Consider the following 19111-nt stretch of genomic DNA (forward strand, 5'->3'; position numbering starts at 1 on the left):
CCGGCCCGGCTCGGAGTGGCTCGGCTCAGGGACAGCCGGAGCTGACCTGGAGCGCGTCGTAGGCCATCCACCCGTTGCGCTTGGTTCCGGTGGTGGCCGCGATGACATAGCCATACAGGAACTTCATCTCCCCCGACTGCTGGCGATAGCGGCCCGCGCTGTCCTGGACCCAGAGGGGGATGTCGATGGAGGGAACGCCATGCTCCGTGGGCACGTCCAGGCGCTGGAACTTGGTGCCCGCGGGGAAGTGGTCCACCGCCGGTCCGCCCAGGGCCATGCCCGGGACGTTGAAGACGAGGTTGACCGAGCGCTGCCCGTTGGCGCGCACCAGCGGCAGGTAGTCTCCGGCGCGCTCGTGCGTCGCGTCGCTGTCGTAGACGACCTTCTTGAGCTCCAGCACCGGGTCATGTGAGTTGCGCACGGCGTAGCAGCCCAGCTTGTCCAGTCCCGCGCCCAGGGCGGAGACGTGGCCGACCTTCTGCTCGAAGGACGTGCGGCCCAGGATGCTGGAGATGGGCAGCCACCCCGCGCTCGAGTTGGACGTCGACACCGCGAAGGCGTACGGCTCTCCGGCGAACGTGCGCGTCTGCCCGTAGTTGAAGGCGGCGCTGGTGCGCGTGTTCGTCCCCACCACGGTGCCGTTGCCGTCCCGGATGGGAACCCCTGTCGTAAGGCCCCAGTTGTCGTCCGCCGGGTCGTTGGTGGGGACGCGGTTGCCTCCGTTCACCTGCAGCTTGCAGTTGTAGCCGCTCACCAGGCAGTAGCCGCCATTCACCCCGGAGAAGGCCGCCTGCTCCCGCGTCGACAGCGCTCCCTCCGTGTCCCCGCCGTCGAGGGAGCTGGCGCCTCCACAGGCGGCGGTCGTGCACAGCAGGAAACCGAGACTCGTGAAAATCAGTTTTCGCATATCAATCGGAAATAATGGAAAGTCCATGTCGTCGTCAATGCGCGCTTCGTCGAGCGCGTGCGTCATGCGGAGAAGTCAGACAGTGGACATGTCGCGCCGTGTTTCAGGGGCCCGAGGTCCGACAGGGCCTGGTGTATGGGATTGCGACGAGGAGGGGCATCGCATTGCCATTGCGCGAGTCTTCGCGCTTCTCCCGCGAGGGGGTAGTCTGGCGGGGAGATGGCCCGCCCCACCGAAGTCCCTGTCCCTCCTCGCCGCTTCCATGACGAGCCGCTCGTCCTCATCCTGCGCCACCTGAAGGCGATGCTCGCGGGGGAGGGCGGGGTGTGTATCGAGGTGCCGGACCCGGACCTGGGTCGGGGCTCCTATCCGGGGGAGCGCGTGGGGCCGGGGCAGGGGCTGGTGCACCGGCCGTTGCGGAGCTGGTGTGACCTGGCGGAGGGACTGGGGTGTCGCCTGCTCACGCCCCGCGGCGTGGACACCACGCATGTCTCGCTCACCTTCGAGCCCCTGGGCCCGGAGGCCTCCTGGCACGCGGGCGGGACTGCCTCCGAAGAGGTGTCACTCCAGGAGCGCTACGGCGTGGACTCCGCCTTCGCGCGCGTGCGCAAGCTGGAGGACGCGGGGTTCCTGTTGCCCTGGCTGGAGGCGCTGGGCCGGGTCCGCCTGCCCGAGGGCGCACGGGTGCTGGACCTGGGCGTCAATCGCGGAGACGAACTGGCGGCCTTCGCCTGGCTGGAGGGCGCGCCGGACGTCACCTTCGTCGGCGTGGACCACAGCGCCAGCGCGCTCGCGGAGGCGCGGGCCCGCTTCCCCGACGCGCGTCACTCCTTCCTCGTCGCCGACCTCAACGCGCTTCCAGAAGGTCTGGGCCGCTTCCACCTGGTGGTCTCCGTGGGCACGCTGCAGAGCCCCGGCGTGGATGACCACGCGCTCCTTCGCACGCTGGTGCAGGAGCACCTGGAGCCCGAGGCCACGCTGGTGCTCGGCTTCCCCAACTCCCGCTTCCGCGACGGAGAGGTCGTCTACGGCGCGCGCGTGCGCAACCTGCGCGAGCCGGACTTGTCCCTGTTGGTGAAGGACCTCTCGTTCTACCGCCGCTACCTGCACCAGCACGGCTTCCGCACGTACCTCGGTGGCAAGTATGACCTGCTGCTCACGGCGGTGCGCGGCCCGACTCAGTCCTCGGCCTGAACGTCCTCGGGCTTGACGCCCCAGTCCGCCAGCACCTGCGCCTCGTCCTCTTCGCTCTTCGTCTTCTTGAAGCGGGCATCGGACACGCCCTTCACCCGTCGCTCGCACGCGGCCCACGTCGCGTGGCGCTTCACGCTGCGGCCCACCTGGCTCAGGTAGGAGTGCGCCTTGGCCTTCTTTTCCTTCTCCTCCCGGGGCTTCTCGGGAGGCAGGGACGTGTCCTCGGGCACGTCGTACACGTCCACGTCGTAGCCGACGAGTGGGCCGCTGTAGAGCCGCATGCCCTTGCCACGTGAGAAGGACACGGCGATGGCGTCCACCCGCTCGTTGCCCGGCACGCCCACGTGCCCGCGGACGTAGTGCCACTCGACGACGGCGGCCTCACCGGAGTGGGTCTGCTTGCGCTGGGCGAGCAGCGCCATCAGCCGCTTCCAGTAGATTGTGTTGGCCACCTCCTTGCCGTCGGCCGTCTTCCAGCCGCGCTTGCTCCAGCCGAAGGCCCAGCGGGTGGCACCCTGAATCACATAGGTGGAGTCCGTGTGGATGTGCAGCGGCCCCGGCGTCGCCTCCAGGTGGCGCAGCGCCTTGCCCACGGCCGTCAGCTCCATCCGGTTGTTGGTCGTCTCCGGCTCGTGGCCGCCCAGCTCCGTCACCTGCCCGTCCGGCGTGGCGATGAGGGTGCCCCAGCCTCCCGGGCCTGGGTTGCCGGAGCAGGCTCCGTCGGCGAAGACGAACGTGGCGTGACTCTTCATGCCACCACCCTAGGCGGCCCCGGGTTCGCCCTGCCAGGAGGACTCGCGCCGCCGGCGTCCTCGGGCTGACACGAAAGTCGTGATTCCATGCACGGCCCGAGGACTCCCTCGCTGGTACTTCATCCTGGTACATGGCTTGCTCTCGGCCTCCCGGTTCGGGCCCATGGGCCGAGGGTGCCCGAGGGAAGGCCCGTCATCGCCATGCAGACCGCGCATCCTGCTTCGCCACGTCCTCCGAGCTCCTCCTGGCCCCATCCGTCGCGTGCCCGCGCGTGGGCCGCGCGTCTGGCGCTGCTGGTGGCGAGCGTCGCCTCGGTGGCCACGTCCATGTCGGAACCGTCCCCCGTCGTCGTCGAGTCCGAGCCGGGCACGCTTCAACTGTCGGATGCGTCTCCCACCGCCCGCGCGGTCCTCCCGGTGAAGGTGCACGTTCCCAGGGGCTCCAAGCAGACGGTCTGGGTGACGATGCGCGCACCGCTCTTCGCGAAGTGGACCCCGGACGAGGCGGGCGCTCTGGAGCAGCCCGTCATCGAGGCGAAGCTCGTCTTCGGTCCGCGCGCCGTCACCCTGGCCTCCTCCGCGCCCCTGGCCGCTGGAGAGGCGGGCGCGGTGCGCTTCGAGGCCCTGTCGGATGGGGACGTCTGCCAGTTGGAGCAGCCGTGTGAGTGGGAAGCGGCGCTGGAGCTGACCCTGCAGGGCGCGGCCGAGAAGGACATCCAGGGCACGGTGGACGTGGAGTGGCGGATGGTGGCCGAGGTGAGCATCGACGAGACGGAGGACTCGGCGCCGGACGGGCTCGAGGTCATCCTGGGGCCCCGCTGAGTGGTGAGTGTCTCCATCCCCACCTCCACGACGACGCGGCCCGTGCCGGGCGACACGCTCCTGCATCCGCTCGTGTTCGGCGCGGTGCTGGTGTTGGTGCTCAATGACCACGTGCTGAAGGTCCGCTGGCCGTCGTGGTGGACGGGGAAGCTGTCGGACGTCGCCGGGCTGGCCATGTTCCCGCTCCTGCTCCAGGGACTCTGGGAGCAGTCCGTCTCGCGCGGGTCCCAGCCGTTCCAACCCTCGCGCGCGGTGTTGACCACGTGCCTGGTGATGACGGCGCTGGTCTTCACCGCCATCAAGGTGTTCGAGCCCGCCGGTGACTGCTGGCGCTGGGGGCTGGGCACGTTGCAGTGGCCGGTGCGCGCGGCGTGGGCGTGGCTGTCCGGGCGGGTGATTCCAGGCGTGGCGCCGGTGGCTCACACGATGGATGTCACGGACCTGCTGGCGCTGCCGGCGCTGTCGGTCTCCCTGTGGCTGGGGCTGCGGCGCGTGAAGCACCTTCACTGAAGCGTGGGTCAGAGCGAGCCGAGGAACGTCAGCAGGGCCTCCCGGTCCTCCAGCAAGAGCCGCGTGTAGCGCTCCTGCGCGGGCGCGGCCTCTCCGCCATGCCACAGCACGGCCTCCTCGAGGTTCCGGGCCCGGCCGTCGTGCAGGAAGCGCGTGTGGCCGCTCACCGTCTGGGTCAGGCCGATGCCCCACAGGGGCGGGGTGCGCCACTCCTGGCCAGTGGCGAGCCCGTCCGGACGTCCATCCGAAAGGCCCTCGCCCATGTCGTGCAGCAGCAGGTCCGAGTACGGGAAGATGCGCTGGCGCGACAGCTCCGGGAAGCCGGGGACCTCCTCTGTCTCCATGGGCCGGTCCACGTGACAGGAGGCGCAGCCGATGGCGCGGAACACCGCCTTGCCGCGCAGCACACCGGGCGTGTCCCACTCCCTGCGCTTCGGCACGGCCAACAGCCGCGTGTAGAAGACGAGCCGCTCCAGGTCGTAGTCCTTCACGTCGGGAGCGCCGGCGCCCACGGAGGCGCCCTCGGGCTCCTGGGCGCGGGGATACACCTCGTTCGTCAGCCCCATGTCCGCCACCAGCGCGTGCGTCACCTGCTGGAGCAACGTGGGCTGGTTGGCCTTCCACCCGAAGCGGCCCATCCGCGTGCGGCGCTCCTTCACGTCCTCGACCTGGTTGGCGCGCCCGGAGATGCCATCGCCGTCGCGGTCCTCGGGGTCCGCCAACGCCAGCAGCGTCTCCTCGGGAATGGCCTCCAGCAGCCCCAGCCCGAAGTTGGCCGGAGCCACGCGGGGGGAGAACGGCGTGCCGTCCTCCAGCGGGCCGCGCGACAGGTCCTTGAAGCGGTAGCGGGGACGCAAGAGGGAGTAGGGCTCTCCGGTGGAGAACGTGCCGCTCGACTCCTCGTGGCCCACCTCGACGGTGCCCTCGCCGCGAGGCTGGCCGAGCTGATGGAGGTCGAGCTGCTCGCCGTACACCGGATGAGGCCCGGGGCCCGTGGGGGAGCCGAGCTGGAAGGCCATCGACACCAGGGGCTCGGAGGGCGAGAGGGGAGGGCGTCCGCGCCCGTCCTTCACGTGACAGCCCATGCAGGAGTTGGAGCTGAAGAGCGGGCCCAGTCCGGGGCCATGGCCGGGGTCGCTCCAGTCGCGGTCGAAGACGCGCTTGCCCAGGTGGAACTCCGGCCACCGGGAGCGGTCCATGTTCGGCGGCGAGCGGCCAAAGGCATTGCGCCCCGCGTCCTTCACCGTGGCGGCGCCGCCGGGCAGCTCCTCGTCCGGCTCCAGGGCCAGGTCGAGCTGTCCCAGCACCAGGGGAGGGGGCAGGGGACGACGCCCCGTCTGCGCCCACACCGCGGTGAGCAGCAGGGCTCCAAGGGGGATGCCCAACAGATACAGCCGCCGGCTCATCGGGGTGTCTCCAGGGAGGCGGGAAACGACACCGGGCGGGACAGGACGGCTCCCGCCCGGTGGGGCGCCCGTGCTCAAGGCACGGGCGGGACGACTACTTCGCCGCCGGCTTGAAGGACTCGCTCAGGATGTTGATGCCCTGCGCGGTCGCCTTCACGTCGATGCCCGTGAAGCCGTTGTACGGATAGTGGCCGTCCTCGATCTCCTCGATGAACTCCACGGAGTCACCGGTGAGGACCTTGCCGTCGTCCAGCGTCACGGAGAACGTGGAGCCGTCGGTGCGCAGGCGCCAGCCGCACGCGCCCACGTTGGCCGGCGCGGTGGGCGCCTCGCCGGTCTTGTTCCAGATGATGTCCAGCTCGAAGAAGTCCGCGTACGCCACCAGCCAGCGGATGAAGTCCCGCCAGTTGTTGAACACGATCATCCGGTTGGCCGTGTTGGTGGACGTTCCCTGGAGCACGCCCTCGCGGTACACGTTCATCCGGTAGTTGGAGCCGCCCGGCGCGCCGCTGAACGTCGGGGTGATGAACGCGCTGTTCGCCTCACGACCCGGCGCCACACGCAGGGTGCTGACCACCTGGTCACCCGAGCGCGCGTCCAGCTGCAGCACGCCCGCGGTGCTGCCGAACTTGATCTCCGACGCCTGCGACCAGCTCGCCGCCCGGGCGAAGGTGCTGGCGACACCGTCCGACTTCACGTTGCGCAGGTTCGTCACGGCCAGGCCCTGCTCCGTCGACGACAGCCGCGCATTGCCCAGCGCGCAGCTGTTGATTCCATCGAAGCGCTGCGTGCACTTCGACTCGGCACCGGCCTCCTGAGTGGCCACGTCACCGTCCGTCGCCGTGGGCTCCTCGCCCTGACAACCCGACATCACGCTCAGAAGCGCCGCCGCGAAAAAACGGCCCATCATCTTCAACCGCATGGATTTACCTACCTCTTGAATAGGGGGGTCTTCTCCGCCGAGAGAGCGCTGCATCCGGTGCCGGCCCAGCCCGAATGCTCTCCTTCCGGCGGCGAGCCATCCCCTTGCACCCCGCAGGCCAGCGCCCGCCGGCATGTCTCGCCTCCTCTGTATCAGCAAGGAATTGCGCCGCGCGCCGCGCCCCTCTGTAGCGCGTACCGTCACAGCCCCGCGTTGAAATGTATCGTTTCATGCTACAGCGGGTTGACCGGGCGTGACATTGACGCATTCGGTGCGTGTGGCGTGTTTCCGGGCGTGTCTTGGTATGGTCAGATTTCGATTCCGAGAATCATTATCAAGATGGTGAGGGCCGCGAATCTGGACAAGTCGGGTCATCAGTCTTGGTGAGCCCTCCCTGACGAGTCTTTTTTACGAGTGAATGAGAATAACTCTGCTTTTACGCTGAGACTGGAAGGTGGACCCTGGGTCGAGGCCGCCTGGACAGGAATAATGCGGAACCGGTATAAAACTCTCTGTCGGACTGGAGACACTGGTGATTCCGCCAACCTCATTCATACAGGTCCTGACGCTCTGAGAAGGGGGCATTCCCATGGCTCGTTCGTCTTTGTCCCGCGGTGTCCGTCTGCTCAATCGCGGCCTTTTCTCGTCTGTTCTCGCGGTATCCCTTTCGGCATGTGAGCCGGCGGGACAGGCAGAGCCTCTCAATCCCGCTCCCCAGGAGACGGAAGAAGTGGGTGTCGACGCGAAGGCGCTGCTCGACCGCGTGGCGGCGTCCTCGTTGCGGCCGTTGTCCCATGAGCCGGTGCCGCAGGTGGTGGGCAGCCGCATCATCAACAAGGCCGCCGCCATCCGGCTGGGCAAGGTCTTCTTCTGGGATATCCAGACGAGCGGCGACGGCCAGACGGCGTGCGCGAGCTGTCACTTCGCTGGCGGCGCGGATGACCGTCGCGTCAACACCGTGCACCCGGGCGCCGACAATGTCTTCGACAGCATCTCCGGCCCCGGTGAGACGTTCACCCTGGCCAAGATCACCAGCGATGACCGCATCGGCTCGCAGGGCCCGCTGCGCGCGCAGTTCTGGGATCTGGATCCGGACCCCACCGTCGCGGCGGACGTCTGTCAGGTGGTTCCCGACGTTCCGTTCAACGAGCACCGGCTGGTGGGCCCGCGTCACAGCCCGACCGTCCTCGGCTCGGGTTTCTACCGCAACCAGTTCTGGGGCGGTGAGGCCAACCACTTCTTCAACGGCGTGAACATCTGGGGCTTCACCGACAACAACACCCAGGGCTTCCTGGTGCGCATGGAGAACGCGTCGCTCGCGTCCCAGGCCACCGGCCCCGTGACGAACCTCTCCGAGCAGTCGTGCAACGGCCGCCCGCTGCTCGGCCCCTACAGCCTGGGCGAGAAGCTGGCCGCGCGCCAGCCGATGCAGCACCAGCGCGTCTCCACCACGGACAGCGTGCTGGGGCACCTGGCCAACCCCACCGGGCCGGGCCTCATCTGCAACGGCGCGCCGTGCACGTATGACCAGCTCATCCGCGAGGCCTTCGGCGACGCGCTGGCCAACATCTCGGTCAACGTCTTCTCGCTCATCTGGGGCGAGGCGCTCCAGGCCTACCAGGCCACGCTCATCCCGGACCAGACACCCTTCGACAGCTTCCTGCAGGGCAACCTGGGCGCGCTGACGAACAAGCAGCTCAAGGGCCTCAACGTGTTCGTGGGCAAGGGCGAGTGCGTCAACTGCCACACCGGCGCCATGCTGTCCGACGCCACCATGAGCTGGTACGAAAGCACCGGTCCGCTCAACCGCGACGGCGGCGACACGGGCTTCCACAACATCGGCGTGCGCCCCACCGACGACGACCTGGCGCGCGGCGACCTGGGCATCTTCGGCGGCGTGCCCAACTCCATCAGCCAATCCCCGTTCGACATGGGCGCGTTCAAGACGCCCACCCTGCGCAACGTGGGCCTGACGCCGCCGTACTTCCACAACGGCGGCTATCCCACGCTGGACGACGTGGTGGACTTCTACGCGCGCGGTGGTGACTTCAACAACCCGGAGAAGTCGCTCGACATCAAGCAGCGCGTCTTCAGCGCGAGCGACCGTTCCGCGCTGGTGGACTTCCTCTCCAACGCGCTCACCGACTGCCGCGTCTACACGTACCGCGCGCCGTTCGACCACCCGGAGCTGCCGTTCCCCAACCGCGCGACGCTGCCCGCCACGGGCCGCGGTGGCAGCGGCGCCTGCCGCTAGGCTCGGCTCCACGCTGGTGCTGAATCAGAGCCACCCGAGGGGCGCGTCAAGCCCCCGGGTGGCTTTGCCCTTTTTGCGCGGGATGTCAGGGCTCGCGCGAGAATAGACGGAAGTCTCGGCTCCCGGGGCTCGCTTGATGCTCCGGGAGGCCCGTGGAAGAGTTCCTGGCATTGGTGTCAGGTCTGAACAACAGGTTCCTCCCAGGAGTTGTCGCATGAGTGAGCAAGCCGTGCCCATCGACCCGCATGAGACGCTGTACCTGCCCATGCGGCGCCGCTTCATGAGTGAGTACGTCCAGACGCCCGAGGGCACGAACGAGCTGCGCATCTATTACGGGCTCAAGGAGATCTCCATCGAGGAGGCGGACCTGCACTCCTTCGGTGAGAACCTGCTCAAGCAGGACCAGTTCATGGCGGCCATGGCCACGCGCTGGAGCAACGGCGAGCCGTATCCCTGGGAGCGCATCAAGGAGCTGCTCGAGCAACTGCTCGCGGAGAACATCCTGTCGCGCGAGGCGCCGAAGCTGTCGCAGGAGACGGACTACCACAAGATGGTGATGGAGTCGGAGGCCCGGCGGCCCGCGCCCACGGAGGTCATGTGGTGGAACCCCGACACGGAAGGGGTGCTGCAGAAGCTGGTGGGCCGGCCGATGGAGTTCGGCTTCCTGGAGGCGATGCTGCCCGTGCACCGCGCGGCGCACGCGGCGCTGGATGCCGAGGGGCGACACATCGGTGAGAACAACGTCTTCCCGGACTCCATGCGCATGCGGATGGAGACGGAGTGGCGCATGTGCCCGTACCCGGGCAGCCGCTTCAAGGACGACGCGCTGATGAACGTGACGGCGCTGAAGTCCATGTCCAAGCACTGGAAGCCCACGCTCCAGGCGTTGCTCATCCTGCGCGACGCGTTCCTGAAGCGCTATCCGCTGCTGCCGGATGGCCAGTGGCGCATCGGTGACTTGCACGCGTTCAGCTGCGCGGTGCTGGCACTGCCGTCGTCGCTGCTGCTGCGCGGCAAGGACCCCATCCCCAACGGGACGTTGGACCCGGTGCTGTCCTCGGTGTTCCGCGTCACCGACGGCGTGCGCATGGTGAGCATCTACCTGATGTTCCTGCCCGAGCAGCCCATGCCGTATGAGACGCCCATCAACCCGGCGTCGCTGCTGCACCTGACGGAGCGCGACAACCACTTCCTGTCCACGCGCGGCGTCTGCGCGGGCCCGCCGCACATGGTCGACGAGTTCTTCGCGACGATGCTCGACGGCAAGCCCATGGCGGGCGAGCCGCTGCCGGAGCCGTCGTGGCTGGCGGAGATTCCCGCCGCCATCGACTACGGCCTGCGCGGGCTGCAACTGTATTCACTTCAGTTCACCCTGTGGGCTCACATGTGCGCCACCTACGAGCGCATCCGTGACGCGGTGCTGCAGGCCGAAGGGCCGGCGGACAGCGGCTGGGGGCGGCTCAGGAAGCGCATCGAGAAGGACTGGAAGGTCATCCTTCCCACCCGGCAGAACACGCTGGTGCAGCGTGAGTGGGCCAAGGCCCGCTACGTGGAGATGTATGACCGCGCCCAGCGCGGCCTGCGTGGCTTCAGCGAGGCCGCGCTGCAGAACATCAGCGACGTCTTCTCCCCGCCGAAGGACGCTGTGCACGCCCAGACGGCGGGGTCGCTGCGCACGCTGTTCCGCGAGCGCGCGCCGGTACCCGAGGGCTCACGTCCCGAGCTCATCGACGCCGTCGCCGAGGCGCTGGCCGACTACCTCACCATCGAACGCTCGGCCCTGGGCACGCTGGAGAACGTCCAGCGCGAGGTGAACGCGCTGCTCCAGCGACAGCATCCGGACCGGCACTTCACCAACATGGACCTCTCCATCCACCACCGGCTGCGGTTCGCCACGATTGGCGTGCTGCCCTACCTGCTGGATGTGTTTCGCGAGGAGCTGGGGGTGGGCATCGAAAGCCACGTGGAGGCCGTCAAAATCACGCCTGAAACGCCCCGCGCCGCGGCTGCTTGAAATGACGCAATGTTTCACTCCCGGGCCTGGAACGATTTATTCATGTTTCAGGTCCGGGTGGCTTGACTCGCTTGTTTCACGGACTTATATCAGTGAGCGCCGATGAGACATTTATCTTGAATGTCGCGTCTGGTGGCTCTGTCCCGAAAACCAGGAGCAAGCACATGAAGATCAAGTCCAAGGTTCGTGGTGGTCCTCGCGGTTGCGGTCCCGGCGGCACCGTCATCATCTACGCCGAGCTGTGATTCACGGCTGATTGCTTGTCCTTCGGTCGTCAGTGGGCGGAGCCTCCGCCTGCTGGCGACCGTTGTCGTTTCCGGTGTTGGAGCGCGCCCTCGCTGGCGGCGCCCGCCCGGAGGCCTGGAGGGCCCCGCGGGCGAGGCCTTGCGTCAGGGATGGGCGATGACGATGAGCGTGGGTGCCCGCGCGTTGACGCAGTTCATCACCTTGCGCATCGTCACCGGGTCCAGCGCGCCGAACGCCTCGTCGAGCACCACCACCTGGACGCGCTGAAGCAGGGCGCGCGCGACGAAGATGCGGCTCTGCTCCCCGTGTGAGAGCTGCCAGCCGCGCTCGCCCACCATCTGCAGGATGCCGGCGGGCATGCGTTGCAGCAGGTCCCCGAGGCCCAGCTCCTCGCACAGCTCCCGCGCCAGCTTCACGTCTTCCTGTGTGTGGGGCCAGGAGCGGCCCAGGAGCAGGTTCATGGCCAGCGTGCCGGAGACCACGTGGTTCTCGTGGAACTGGGGCGCGCCGGCGATCTGCGCGCCCCAACCGTCCGGCGTCCACGTGGACATGTCCAGGCCGCGCAGCAGCACCACGCCCGCGCCCTGGCGCCGCAGGCCCGTGAGGATGGAGGCGAGGGTGGACTTGCCGGAGCCGGAGGGCCCCTCCAGCAGCACGCGCTCTCCGGGACGGATGGACAGCGAGGCACCCTCCAGCACCGCGCGAGGCGAGGTCGGGTGCTTGAAGAACACGTCGCGCACCTCGAGCAGGGCCTGGCTCTTCGACGGCGCTTCGGTGGAGGCGATTGGCGCCACCTGGGGCACGCCGTCCTCGCCGTCCTTCGTCGCGCCCACGGCGCCAGCGAGCCGGGCCGCGTCCAGCATGGGGCGCACGCCGGTGAACAGCACGCGCGAGCCGATGAGCGCCAGCGCGCCCACGGCCATGGACATCACCGCGCGCGCGCCCAGCAGCGCCGCGCCCACGCCCACCGCGATGCTCGCCGTGGAGGCGCCGGCCAGCACGTTCGGCAGCGTGGCGATGATGGCCACCGGCAACACCCCCCGGCGCGCGAGCGTCATGATTCGCGCGGTGCCCATGTCCCAGCGCTCGGAGGCGTCCGCGTAGCGGGCCACCTCCTGGTCCTCCTCCTCGTGCCAGCGCGACGGCTGCTCCTGCGCCAGCCGCGTGCGGTGGCCGAGCATCCGCTCGATGAGCGCGTGCGTCATCACCACGCGCGCCTCCGTCCAGCCCCGGAACAGCGCCGTCTGCCGGGCGATGAGCACACCCAACAGCGCGCAGAACACCAGCAGCGCCACCAGTCCCAGCCAGCCCGCGGGACCGGACAGGGTGACGCTGCCCGCCAGCGTCAGGTCCACCACCGCGAGCAGGCTGGTGAAGCTGCCGGCCAGCACCATCTGCTCCATGCCGGCGCTTTCGAAGGTCCTCCCCACGTACTCGCCGATGCCGCCCCGGCGCGCCTCGTCCACCGGCAGCGAGAGCGCACCGGCCAACAGCCGCCGGCGCAGGAGCGCGGAGAGGTCCAGCGCCAGCGTGCCCTGCGTCCACGCCAGCGCCGCCTGCAGCGGCACCGCCGTCAGACCCATCAGCGCCCAGGCCCACAGCCAGCCCTGGTCCAACTGCCCCTCGAAGGCCCCCTGGCCAATCAGCCACCAGCCCGCGAGCACGCAGACCTGGATGAGCACCGCCAGCACCAGCAGGAGCATGATGCGGGGCGGAGCCGACAGCGCCTTCAGGTGGTGGAGGAGCCTGGCGCCGGGGGGCAGGCGCAGCGTGCGCGCGGCGACCAGGTGCGTGTTGGCCAGCTGCGCGCCCAGAAGCGCGCGGCGGGCGAGCGTCCGGTGCGGCTCACGCAGCCCGGTTCCCTCGAGCACCTTGTCCACGGTGTTCACCTGCGTGCCCTCGACGAGCGCCTGCACGGCGGCGGTCAGCTCGTCCATGGGGACGTCGCGGACCGTCTCGTCGGGCGTGAGCACGCGCGCCGTCGCACCGGACGCGGACACGCGCAGCAGCGCGACGACCTGGACGCCCTCGGTGGTGATGACGTCCAAGAGCGCGGGCGCGGCGCGCTGGATGGCCTTGGCCACCTCGCCATGCCGCGTGTAGTGCAGGTCCAGCTCCAGCCCCTGGGCCTGGGCCGCCGCGTCCAGCCACTCGCCCAGCCGGTTCGGGTCCTCCGGCGCCGCGCCCATCAGCTTCGCCGAGGTGCGCGGCAAGGGCAGGCCCACCCGGCGCGCCAGCGCCTCCAGCGCCTCCGCGCCCCGCTTCATCGGCCAGGCCAGGCCCGTCAGCGGCCCCGCCTTCCTCCGGGTCGACTCCTTCGCCACGCCGCTCACGCCGCCCCCTTCCGCGAGACGTTCTCATCCCCGGCGGGCTCTTCGTTGAGCAGGCCGTGGTCCAGCACCATCCGCCGCCAGCCGCCGTGGCCCGTCAAATCCCGGCGCATCTGCTCCTCTTCGTCGAGCAGCGAGCGGTACACGGAGTCCTCGCGCTGGGCGAGCCGCTTCGGATGGTCGTCCTCCACCAACTGCCCGCCCTTGATGACGAGCACCCGGTCGAACGTCAGCGTCTCCGCGATGTCATGCATGATGCACAGGAGCGTGGCGCCGGACAGCTCCGCGCGGGAGCGCTCCAGCAGCGCCGCGCGCCTGTCCCGCTCCAGGCCGCGGAACGGTTCGTCGAAGATGGCCAGCCGCACCCCGGGACGTAAAAGCGCCCGGCCCAGGCGCACCCGCTGCCCCTGGCCGCCGGACAGCAGGCTGCCGCCCTCGCCCAGCTTCGTCTGCAGGCCATGGGGGAGCTTGTCGAGGAACTCGATGAGGTCCGCGGAGCGCAGGGCCTGGCCCACGCGAGGCAGCACGTCCGTGGTCTCCACGCCGTACGCCAGGTTGTCCACCAGCGACTTGTTCCACAGCGTGACTTCGGGCTCCACCCAGGCCGTCTGCCGCCGCAGCCGCGCCAGCACCTGGCCCTCCAGCGGCGCGCCATCCACCTCCACCCGCCCCGACGACGGCCGGTGCCAGCCCAGGAGGATGCCCACCAGCGACGACTTGCCGGCCCCCGAGGGGCCGACGATGGCCACGTGCTCCCCGGGCTTCACCGTCATGTCGATGCCCTGCAGAACCGTGAAGCCCGCGGCCTTCACCTCCACCTGCTGGAGCTTGAAGCCCACGCCCCCCGTCGCGGCCTTCGCATCCACGTCCGCGGCTGCCTCCAGCCCCGCGCCCACCTCGTCGGGCGTCAGCAGGGGCTCCATCAGGCGCGCGGTGAGCGACGACGCGGCGGGGTACTGGCGCAGCGCGTCCGCGAGCTGCTTGCCCAGGGTTGCCACGGCGAGCGCCCAGTAGACGAGCAACAGCACCGCTCCCGGCTGGATGCCCTGGGACACGGCGTGCAGGACGATGGCCACCGAGCCGCCCGTGGCGACCATGGTGGCGATGGTGTCGGTGATGATGCCCCGCCCGAGCAGCGTGCGCGCGGCGCGGACGAACTCGTGCAGCGGCTCCTCGTGGGCCCGGCGAAGCGTCAGCTCCGCGCGGTGGGCCCGCAGCGCCACCGCTCCGCGCATGGCGTCCAGGTAGAAGCGCGACAGCACACCGTCGAAGTCGCGCATCCGCCGGTCCGCCTCCAGGAGCGAGCGCTGGGCGAGCAGCGGCACGGCGAGCGCCAGGCCGCCGCCGATGATGATGAGCGGGGCGCTTCCAGGGGCCAGCCACGTCAGGCCGGCCAGGGTGACGAGCAGCTCCGAGGTGGCACGCAGCACGCCGACGGCCATGGTCGGCACGCTGCGCACCTGGTGGATGCCGTGGCAGCGCTGCGCCATGTCGGACACCAGCCGGCTCTTGAAGTAGCGGTCTCCCAGGCGGGGAATCTTGTCGAGGAACGCCAGCCGCAGCCGCACCTCCAGCCGCCGGCCCAGCCGCAGCGTCCCCAGCGACAGGGGCAGCTCCATGAAGAAGAGCATCCCCATCAGCACCAGCAGCGTGACGATTCCCGCCAGCCGCTGTTCCTGGGTGGTGAGGTAGCGGCCCGCGTCGATGATGCCGCGCAGGAGCAGCGCCTCCAGGAACCCGCCCACGGCGGCCGTCAGGGCGATGGCCGCGAGCACGGAGGGCGCCAGCACGCCGTCCTTGCGCATCAGTGCCACCAGCTCCCGCAGCGGCCGGGTCGGGGGCTCGCTCAGGGCAGCCTGGAGCTCCGCGGACAGGGGCGGCTCGTCCGCGCCACGCTCCGTCTTCTGTCCCCGGGCGAGGATTGCCACCACGCCTCGCAACGTGACCTCCTCCGCGTCGGGAGGCCCCACCGCCGTCCAGTAGGAGGAGGGGATGACCGTCTCCGCGCGCCCCTCCTCGAGCGCGACGCGCACCTCGCGCGCGAGCTGCTCCAGGAAGCGGGAGGAGGCCTCACCCCGCTGGACACCGCCGCCTTCCACCAGCGTCTGCACCATCCGCGCCGCTGCGTCCAGGCAGGCCACGCCCTTCCACGTCGGGTCCGCCAGGGCCTCCGCGAGCAGCCGCTCCGAGAGCGTCGAGTCGGCGAGCGCCCTCAGCCGCAGGCGCATGCCCGCGAGGAACTCCTCGGTGCCGGCCCACTCCCGGAAGCCCTCGGCGGGGACGGGCAGGGCGTGGACATAGAGCCGGTCCATCAGCTCGTTCACGGACACCCAGCGTCGTCCCAGCGCGGGGTCCATGATCTGCACCAGGTTGCCCCACCGTCGCCAGATGACGATGAAGTGCAGGTTGCTGTCCGCCAGCCGCACCACCGCGAGCGCGGGCAGTGCCTTCGTTTCCGGCAGGAGCACCTGGTCCAGGGGGAGGACGACCTGGGTGGCGTCCAGGCCCAGCTTGCCGGCCAGCTCCTCCAGCACGTCGATGGACGTCCCGTCGATGTCCGTCTGGCAGGCCTCGCGCAGACGGCCGTAGCTGACCGACACGCCGAAGCCGTCGAACAGCGCCTTGAGGGCCGCCGGACCGCAGTCCATGGCGGAGGTCTGGATGACCTCGGGGATGAGCAGCTTGCGTTTGCTCGCCATGGCTCAGTTCCCGCCCCTCGACATCTCCAGCTCCCGGGGCGTGCGCGGCGGCAGCGGGCGCGAGCGCGCGGGCGGCTCCAATCCCCGGCCCAGCGCCCGCAGCACCAGCCGCAGCGGCGTGGCCTCCTCCACGGCGATGTCCACCGTGCCCGGCAGCCCGTGCTCCATCGGGATGCCCACCGGCATCTCGTCCACGGACAGCTCCACGCGCACCAGCCCGTCGCGGGCCTCGCTCGCCACCGCCACCACGGTGGCTCGCACCATGCCGAACTCCGTCCAGGAGAAGCCCTCCAGCTTCATCCGCGCCCGCTGGCCCGCGCGCACGCGGCCCAGGGCGGTGGCGGGGGACAGCTGCGCGACGACGCGCACGTCCCCGCCCGCGACGACGGTGGCGATGCGGTCCCCGGCCCTCACCTGCGTGCCCACGCGCACCGAGCTGGTCTCCCCGAGGATGCCGTCCGCGGGCGCCTTCACCACCCGGCGCTCCAACTCGTCGCGCAGCCGCTCCACGGAGGCGCGCGCCACGTTCTCCCCGGACTCCAGCTCCGCGATCTGCCGTCGCAGCGCCGCGACGCGGATGCGCCGCTCGGTGGTCAGCATGGTGCCGTCCATCTTCACGCGCGCCAGCGCCGCGCGCGTGGCCTGCTCCACCGCCTGCGCCCGCTCCAGCTCCGTGCGCACCCGGCTCCACTCCGACTCACTCACCAGTTGCCGTGAAAAGAGCTGCTCGGTGCTCGTCTTCTCCTCCAGGGCCCGCCGCGCCAGCGCCTCCGCCTCCGCGAGCCGGGCGCGCGCCTCGTCCACGCCCGCCGCGCCGCGCTCCTGCTGGGACTGCAACGCGCTCTGCTCGGCGTCCAGCTCCGCGCGCGCCGCCACCAGCTGCGGCCCCACGCCCTGGAGCAGCGCCTCTGCTTCCGCGAGCAGTCGCGCCTCCTGCTCATGCGCCAGTTCGAAGAGCACCTCGCCCGCGGTGACCTGCCGGTGCAGCTCCACCCGCGTCTTCACCAGCCGCCCCTCCACGGGCGCGTCGACGGCGTAGACCTCCCGGTGCACCTCCAGCCGCGCCTGCACGCTGGGCTCGTAGACGGTGATGCGCGCCCTGACGAACCAGCCGCCCCAGACCGCGAACAACCCCACCGGCAACAACCAGAGCGCCGAGCGCCCTCGTCCCCGTACCAACGCGCGCATGGTGCGCGGGAACATTCCTTCACCAACTCGCATGGACGAAGCCTACCTCATCACAGTTGTTCGACCGACTCCCCGAGCCGCTCCCGGCGCGTCGCCGGGAACCCGGCGCCATCATCGTCCGACAGGCTGACGGCGAGCCCCCACGCACGTGCGTCACCGCGAACCCGCGGCCCTGCCTGCATGGCCTTGCTCCCCGCCACGAATGCGCGGCCCTCCCGGACCTGGAGACCTCGCCCCGGTTACGCGCCGCGCCGGCCAGTCAAGGGTTGTCCGGGCGATTCCAATGCGCGGGATATGGCAAACCTTCTCATCAGAACATGTTTTAAAGGTATTGCGACGCGCGGCGCAATGCCGCCTCCGCGGAGGCGGAACCGTGAGCCCCTCCGCGCGTGTCTCACGGTGAAGTGACGCGCCCGGACTTTGTAGAAATGCCCGACCTGGAGGATTTCAAGACCCTGGGTCATTCTCTCGTTTCGAGAAAATGGGCGAAATATACAAGTATGCGGATCTAAAGGGGATGGCGGGTTTTTCTGTCGAAGGCTTGACTCCGATTTTTCACCGATTTTTAATGATTCTACTCCTGGTGTGTATGGGCTCGTCCCTTGCCGCCGGGAGACAACGTGGTCTCACCGGGAGCAAACACATGAAGATCAAGACCAAGGTTCGTGGCGGTCCCCGTGGCTGTGGTCTCAACGGCACGGTGTTCTATTACGAGGACGTGCTCCTCCCGTAGTCCTCATCCGGGCTGATATCCGCCCGGAATGGACACAAAGTCGCCAGCGGGCGGAGTATCGCTCGCTGGCGATTTCTATTTGGAGAGCCCTCCGTTTCATATGCTGTGGTTTCGCGGAGACTGAGAGGGGTTGTGGCGTGAGAGGCTACAAAGACTTTCGTCTCAATCTGCACGGCGCGACTTGACTGGCCGATTACACCCGTCTTTAATGATTCTACTTCGGACGCGAAGCGATAAGTCGAATCGCATGCAATGGCGGAAGGCTCGCCGCGTAGTTCCGGAGGTCTGGGAATAGCGAACCGGGCGGAGGGTTTCGAGGGGACGGGTGAGCCCATGTTCGCGACGGGAATCCGGCGGCGGCGTTGATACAACGAGCGGCTCGAGAGTTCGAATGTCAGAGGGGTGTGCTTATTGTCCGGCTCAGTCCAGGGAACAAACGCACGCAAATCCCTTTTCAGGTGTCGTCCGTAGAGTCGGTGTTCCATTCCGGAGCGCTGGTTTGTCCAAGGAGTTCATCATGCAGATCAAGACCAAGGTTCGTGGCGGTCCCCGTGGTTGCGGCGGTGGTGGCACGGTCATCCTGCCGACCCGTCCGGGCACGCAGATTCCGTAGTCGTTTCTGTCTTTCCTGCTCTCCAGGTTGTCTGGAGCAACGCTGAACGTTCACCAGGAGCACATCATGCAGATCAAGACCAAGGTTCGTGGCGGTCCCCGCGGTTGTGGTGGCGGTCTGTCTCCCGTCATCGTCCGCACCCTCCCGTAATCGCTCCTGGCTGAACGCCAGTCGGTTCCGGTTGTTCCTTCATCAAGATCTCTCACCAGGAGCACACATCATGCAGATCAAGACCAAGGTTCGTGGCGGTCCCCGTGGTTGCGGTGGTGGCACCAAGCTGCCCGTGCTGGCGCAGCTGCCGTAGTCGTTCCTTCAACTCGTTCCACTCCAGGAGAACACCCATGCAGATCAAGACCAAGGTTCGTGGCGGTCCCCGTGGTTGCGGTGGTGGCGTTGCGCTTCCCGTTCGTACCCAGCTCCCGTAGTCGACTGGCGTTGCCAGACGACCTCGTTGGTTAGTGTAGCTTCCACTCAGTCTTCACCAGGAGCTCATCATGCAGATCAAGACCAAGGTTCGTTGC

At 68.9% G+C, this 19111-nt stretch carries 12 protein-coding genes; 5 read left to right on the forward strand and 7 right to left on the reverse strand.

Annotated elements, in window-relative coordinates:
• Positions 1-25: 25 nt before the first annotated feature.
• On the reverse strand, positions 26-907 hold the full coding sequence (locus G4D83_RS26320) for a hypothetical protein (RefSeq protein ID WP_163867584.1): 882 nt from the start codon (positions 905-907) through the stop codon (positions 26-28).
• A gap of 219 nt (positions 908-1126) precedes the next feature.
• On the opposite strand from G4D83_RS26320, the gene G4D83_RS26325 reads away from it, so the two are divergent.
• A complete protein-coding gene (locus tag G4D83_RS26325; RefSeq protein WP_163867585.1) occupies positions 1127-2101 on the forward strand; it encodes a class I SAM-dependent methyltransferase in 975 nt (324 codons plus the stop codon).
• Here G4D83_RS26325 and G4D83_RS26330 read toward each other — a convergent pair.
• The gene (locus G4D83_RS26330) at positions 2086-2853 is read right to left on the reverse strand and encodes an RNase H family protein (RefSeq protein ID WP_163867586.1); all 768 of its coding nucleotides are present in this window, start codon (positions 2851-2853) and stop codon (positions 2086-2088) included. The two genes, G4D83_RS26325 and G4D83_RS26330, sit on opposite strands and share 16 nt — an antisense overlap.
• A gap of 201 nt (positions 2854-3054) precedes the next feature.
• Between G4D83_RS26330 and G4D83_RS26335 the strand changes: the two genes are divergently transcribed.
• A complete protein-coding gene (locus G4D83_RS26335; protein ID WP_163867587.1) occupies positions 3055-3675 on the forward strand; it encodes a hypothetical protein in 621 nt (206 codons plus the stop codon).
• A gap of 3 nt (positions 3676-3678) precedes the next feature.
• Positions 3679-4185, forward strand: a complete 507-nt coding sequence (locus G4D83_RS26340) for a hypothetical protein (RefSeq protein WP_163867588.1) — start codon at positions 3679-3681, stop codon at positions 4183-4185.
• Between the two features lie 8 nt (positions 4186-4193).
• Here the strand turns inward: G4D83_RS26340 and G4D83_RS26345 are convergent, their stop codons facing one another.
• Complete coding sequence (locus G4D83_RS26345) at positions 4194-5591, reverse strand: di-heme oxidoreductase family protein (protein WP_163867589.1); 1398 nt, start codon at positions 5589-5591, stop codon at positions 4194-4196.
• A gap of 94 nt (positions 5592-5685) precedes the next feature.
• Positions 5686-6513: a hypothetical protein gene (locus G4D83_RS26350; protein WP_163867590.1), complete on the reverse strand. Its 828-nt coding sequence runs from the start codon at positions 6511-6513 to the stop codon at positions 5686-5688.
• A 730-nt stretch (positions 6514-7243) separates the two neighbouring features.
• Here G4D83_RS26350 and G4D83_RS26355 point away from each other — a divergent pair.
• Entirely contained in the window at positions 7244-8767 is a 1524-nt protein-coding gene (locus G4D83_RS26355) for a cytochrome-c peroxidase (protein WP_163867591.1), read from the forward strand.
• A 214-nt stretch (positions 8768-8981) separates the two neighbouring features.
• Positions 8982-10781 carry a hypothetical protein gene (locus G4D83_RS26360; RefSeq protein ID WP_163867592.1) on the forward strand — a complete coding sequence of 600 codons (1800 nt, stop codon included), beginning with the start codon at positions 8982-8984 and terminating at the stop codon, positions 10779-10781.
• Between the two features lie 389 nt (positions 10782-11170).
• Here the strand turns inward: G4D83_RS26360 and G4D83_RS26365 are convergent, their stop codons facing one another.
• Genes G4D83_RS26365 through G4D83_RS26375 form a run of 3 tightly spaced genes read right to left on the reverse strand, consistent with a single transcriptional unit; the run spans position 11171 to position 17244 of the window.
• Complete coding sequence (locus tag G4D83_RS26365) at positions 11171-13360, reverse strand: ATP-binding cassette domain-containing protein (protein ID WP_163867593.1); 2190 nt, start codon at positions 13358-13360, stop codon at positions 11171-11173.
• Positions 13357-16056 carry an ATP-binding cassette domain-containing protein gene (locus G4D83_RS26370; RefSeq protein WP_163867594.1) on the reverse strand — a complete coding sequence of 900 codons (2700 nt, stop codon included), beginning with the start codon at positions 16054-16056 and terminating at the stop codon, positions 13357-13359. The genes G4D83_RS26365 and G4D83_RS26370 overlap by 4 nt, the downstream gene beginning before the upstream one ends.
• 3 nt (positions 16057-16059) lie before the next feature.
• Positions 16060-17244 carry an HlyD family secretion protein gene (locus G4D83_RS26375; protein WP_163867595.1) on the reverse strand — a complete coding sequence of 395 codons (1185 nt, stop codon included), beginning with the start codon at positions 17242-17244 and terminating at the stop codon, positions 16060-16062.
• Positions 17245-19111 lie beyond the last annotated feature (1867 nt).

The sequence above is a fragment of the Myxococcus eversor genome, from assembly GCF_010894455.1.
Lineage (GTDB): Bacteria > Myxococcota > Myxococcia > Myxococcales > Myxococcaceae > Myxococcus > Myxococcus eversor.

Bases quoted from the DNA above. Each gene is read 5' to 3' on its own strand.
- G4D83_RS26320 (WP_163867584.1), bottom strand. From the start codon at position 907: ATGCGAAAACTGATTTTCACGAGTCTCGGTTTCCTGCTGTGCACGACC.
- G4D83_RS26325 (WP_163867585.1), top strand. From the start codon at position 1,127: ATGGCCCGCCCCACCGAAGTCCCTGTCCCTCCTCGCCGCTTCCATGAC.
- G4D83_RS26330 (WP_163867586.1), bottom strand. From the start codon at position 2,853: ATGAAGAGTCACGCCACGTTCGTCTTCGCCGACGGAGCCTGCTCCGGC.
- G4D83_RS26335 (WP_163867587.1), top strand. From the start codon at position 3,055: ATGCAGACCGCGCATCCTGCTTCGCCACGTCCTCCGAGCTCCTCCTGG.
- G4D83_RS26345 (WP_163867589.1), bottom strand. From the start codon at position 5,591: ATGAGCCGGCGGCTGTATCTGTTGGGCATCCCCCTTGGAGCCCTGCTG.
- G4D83_RS26350 (WP_163867590.1), bottom strand. From the start codon at position 6,513: ATGCGGTTGAAGATGATGGGCCGTTTTTTCGCGGCGGCGCTTCTGAGC.
- G4D83_RS26360 (WP_163867592.1), top strand. From the start codon at position 8,982: ATGAGTGAGCAAGCCGTGCCCATCGACCCGCATGAGACGCTGTACCTG.
- G4D83_RS26370 (WP_163867594.1), bottom strand. From the start codon at position 16,056: ATGGCGAGCAAACGCAAGCTGCTCATCCCCGAGGTCATCCAGACCTCC.
- G4D83_RS26375 (WP_163867595.1), bottom strand. From the start codon at position 17,244: ATGCGCGCGTTGGTACGGGGACGAGGGCGCTCGGCGCTCTGGTTGTTG.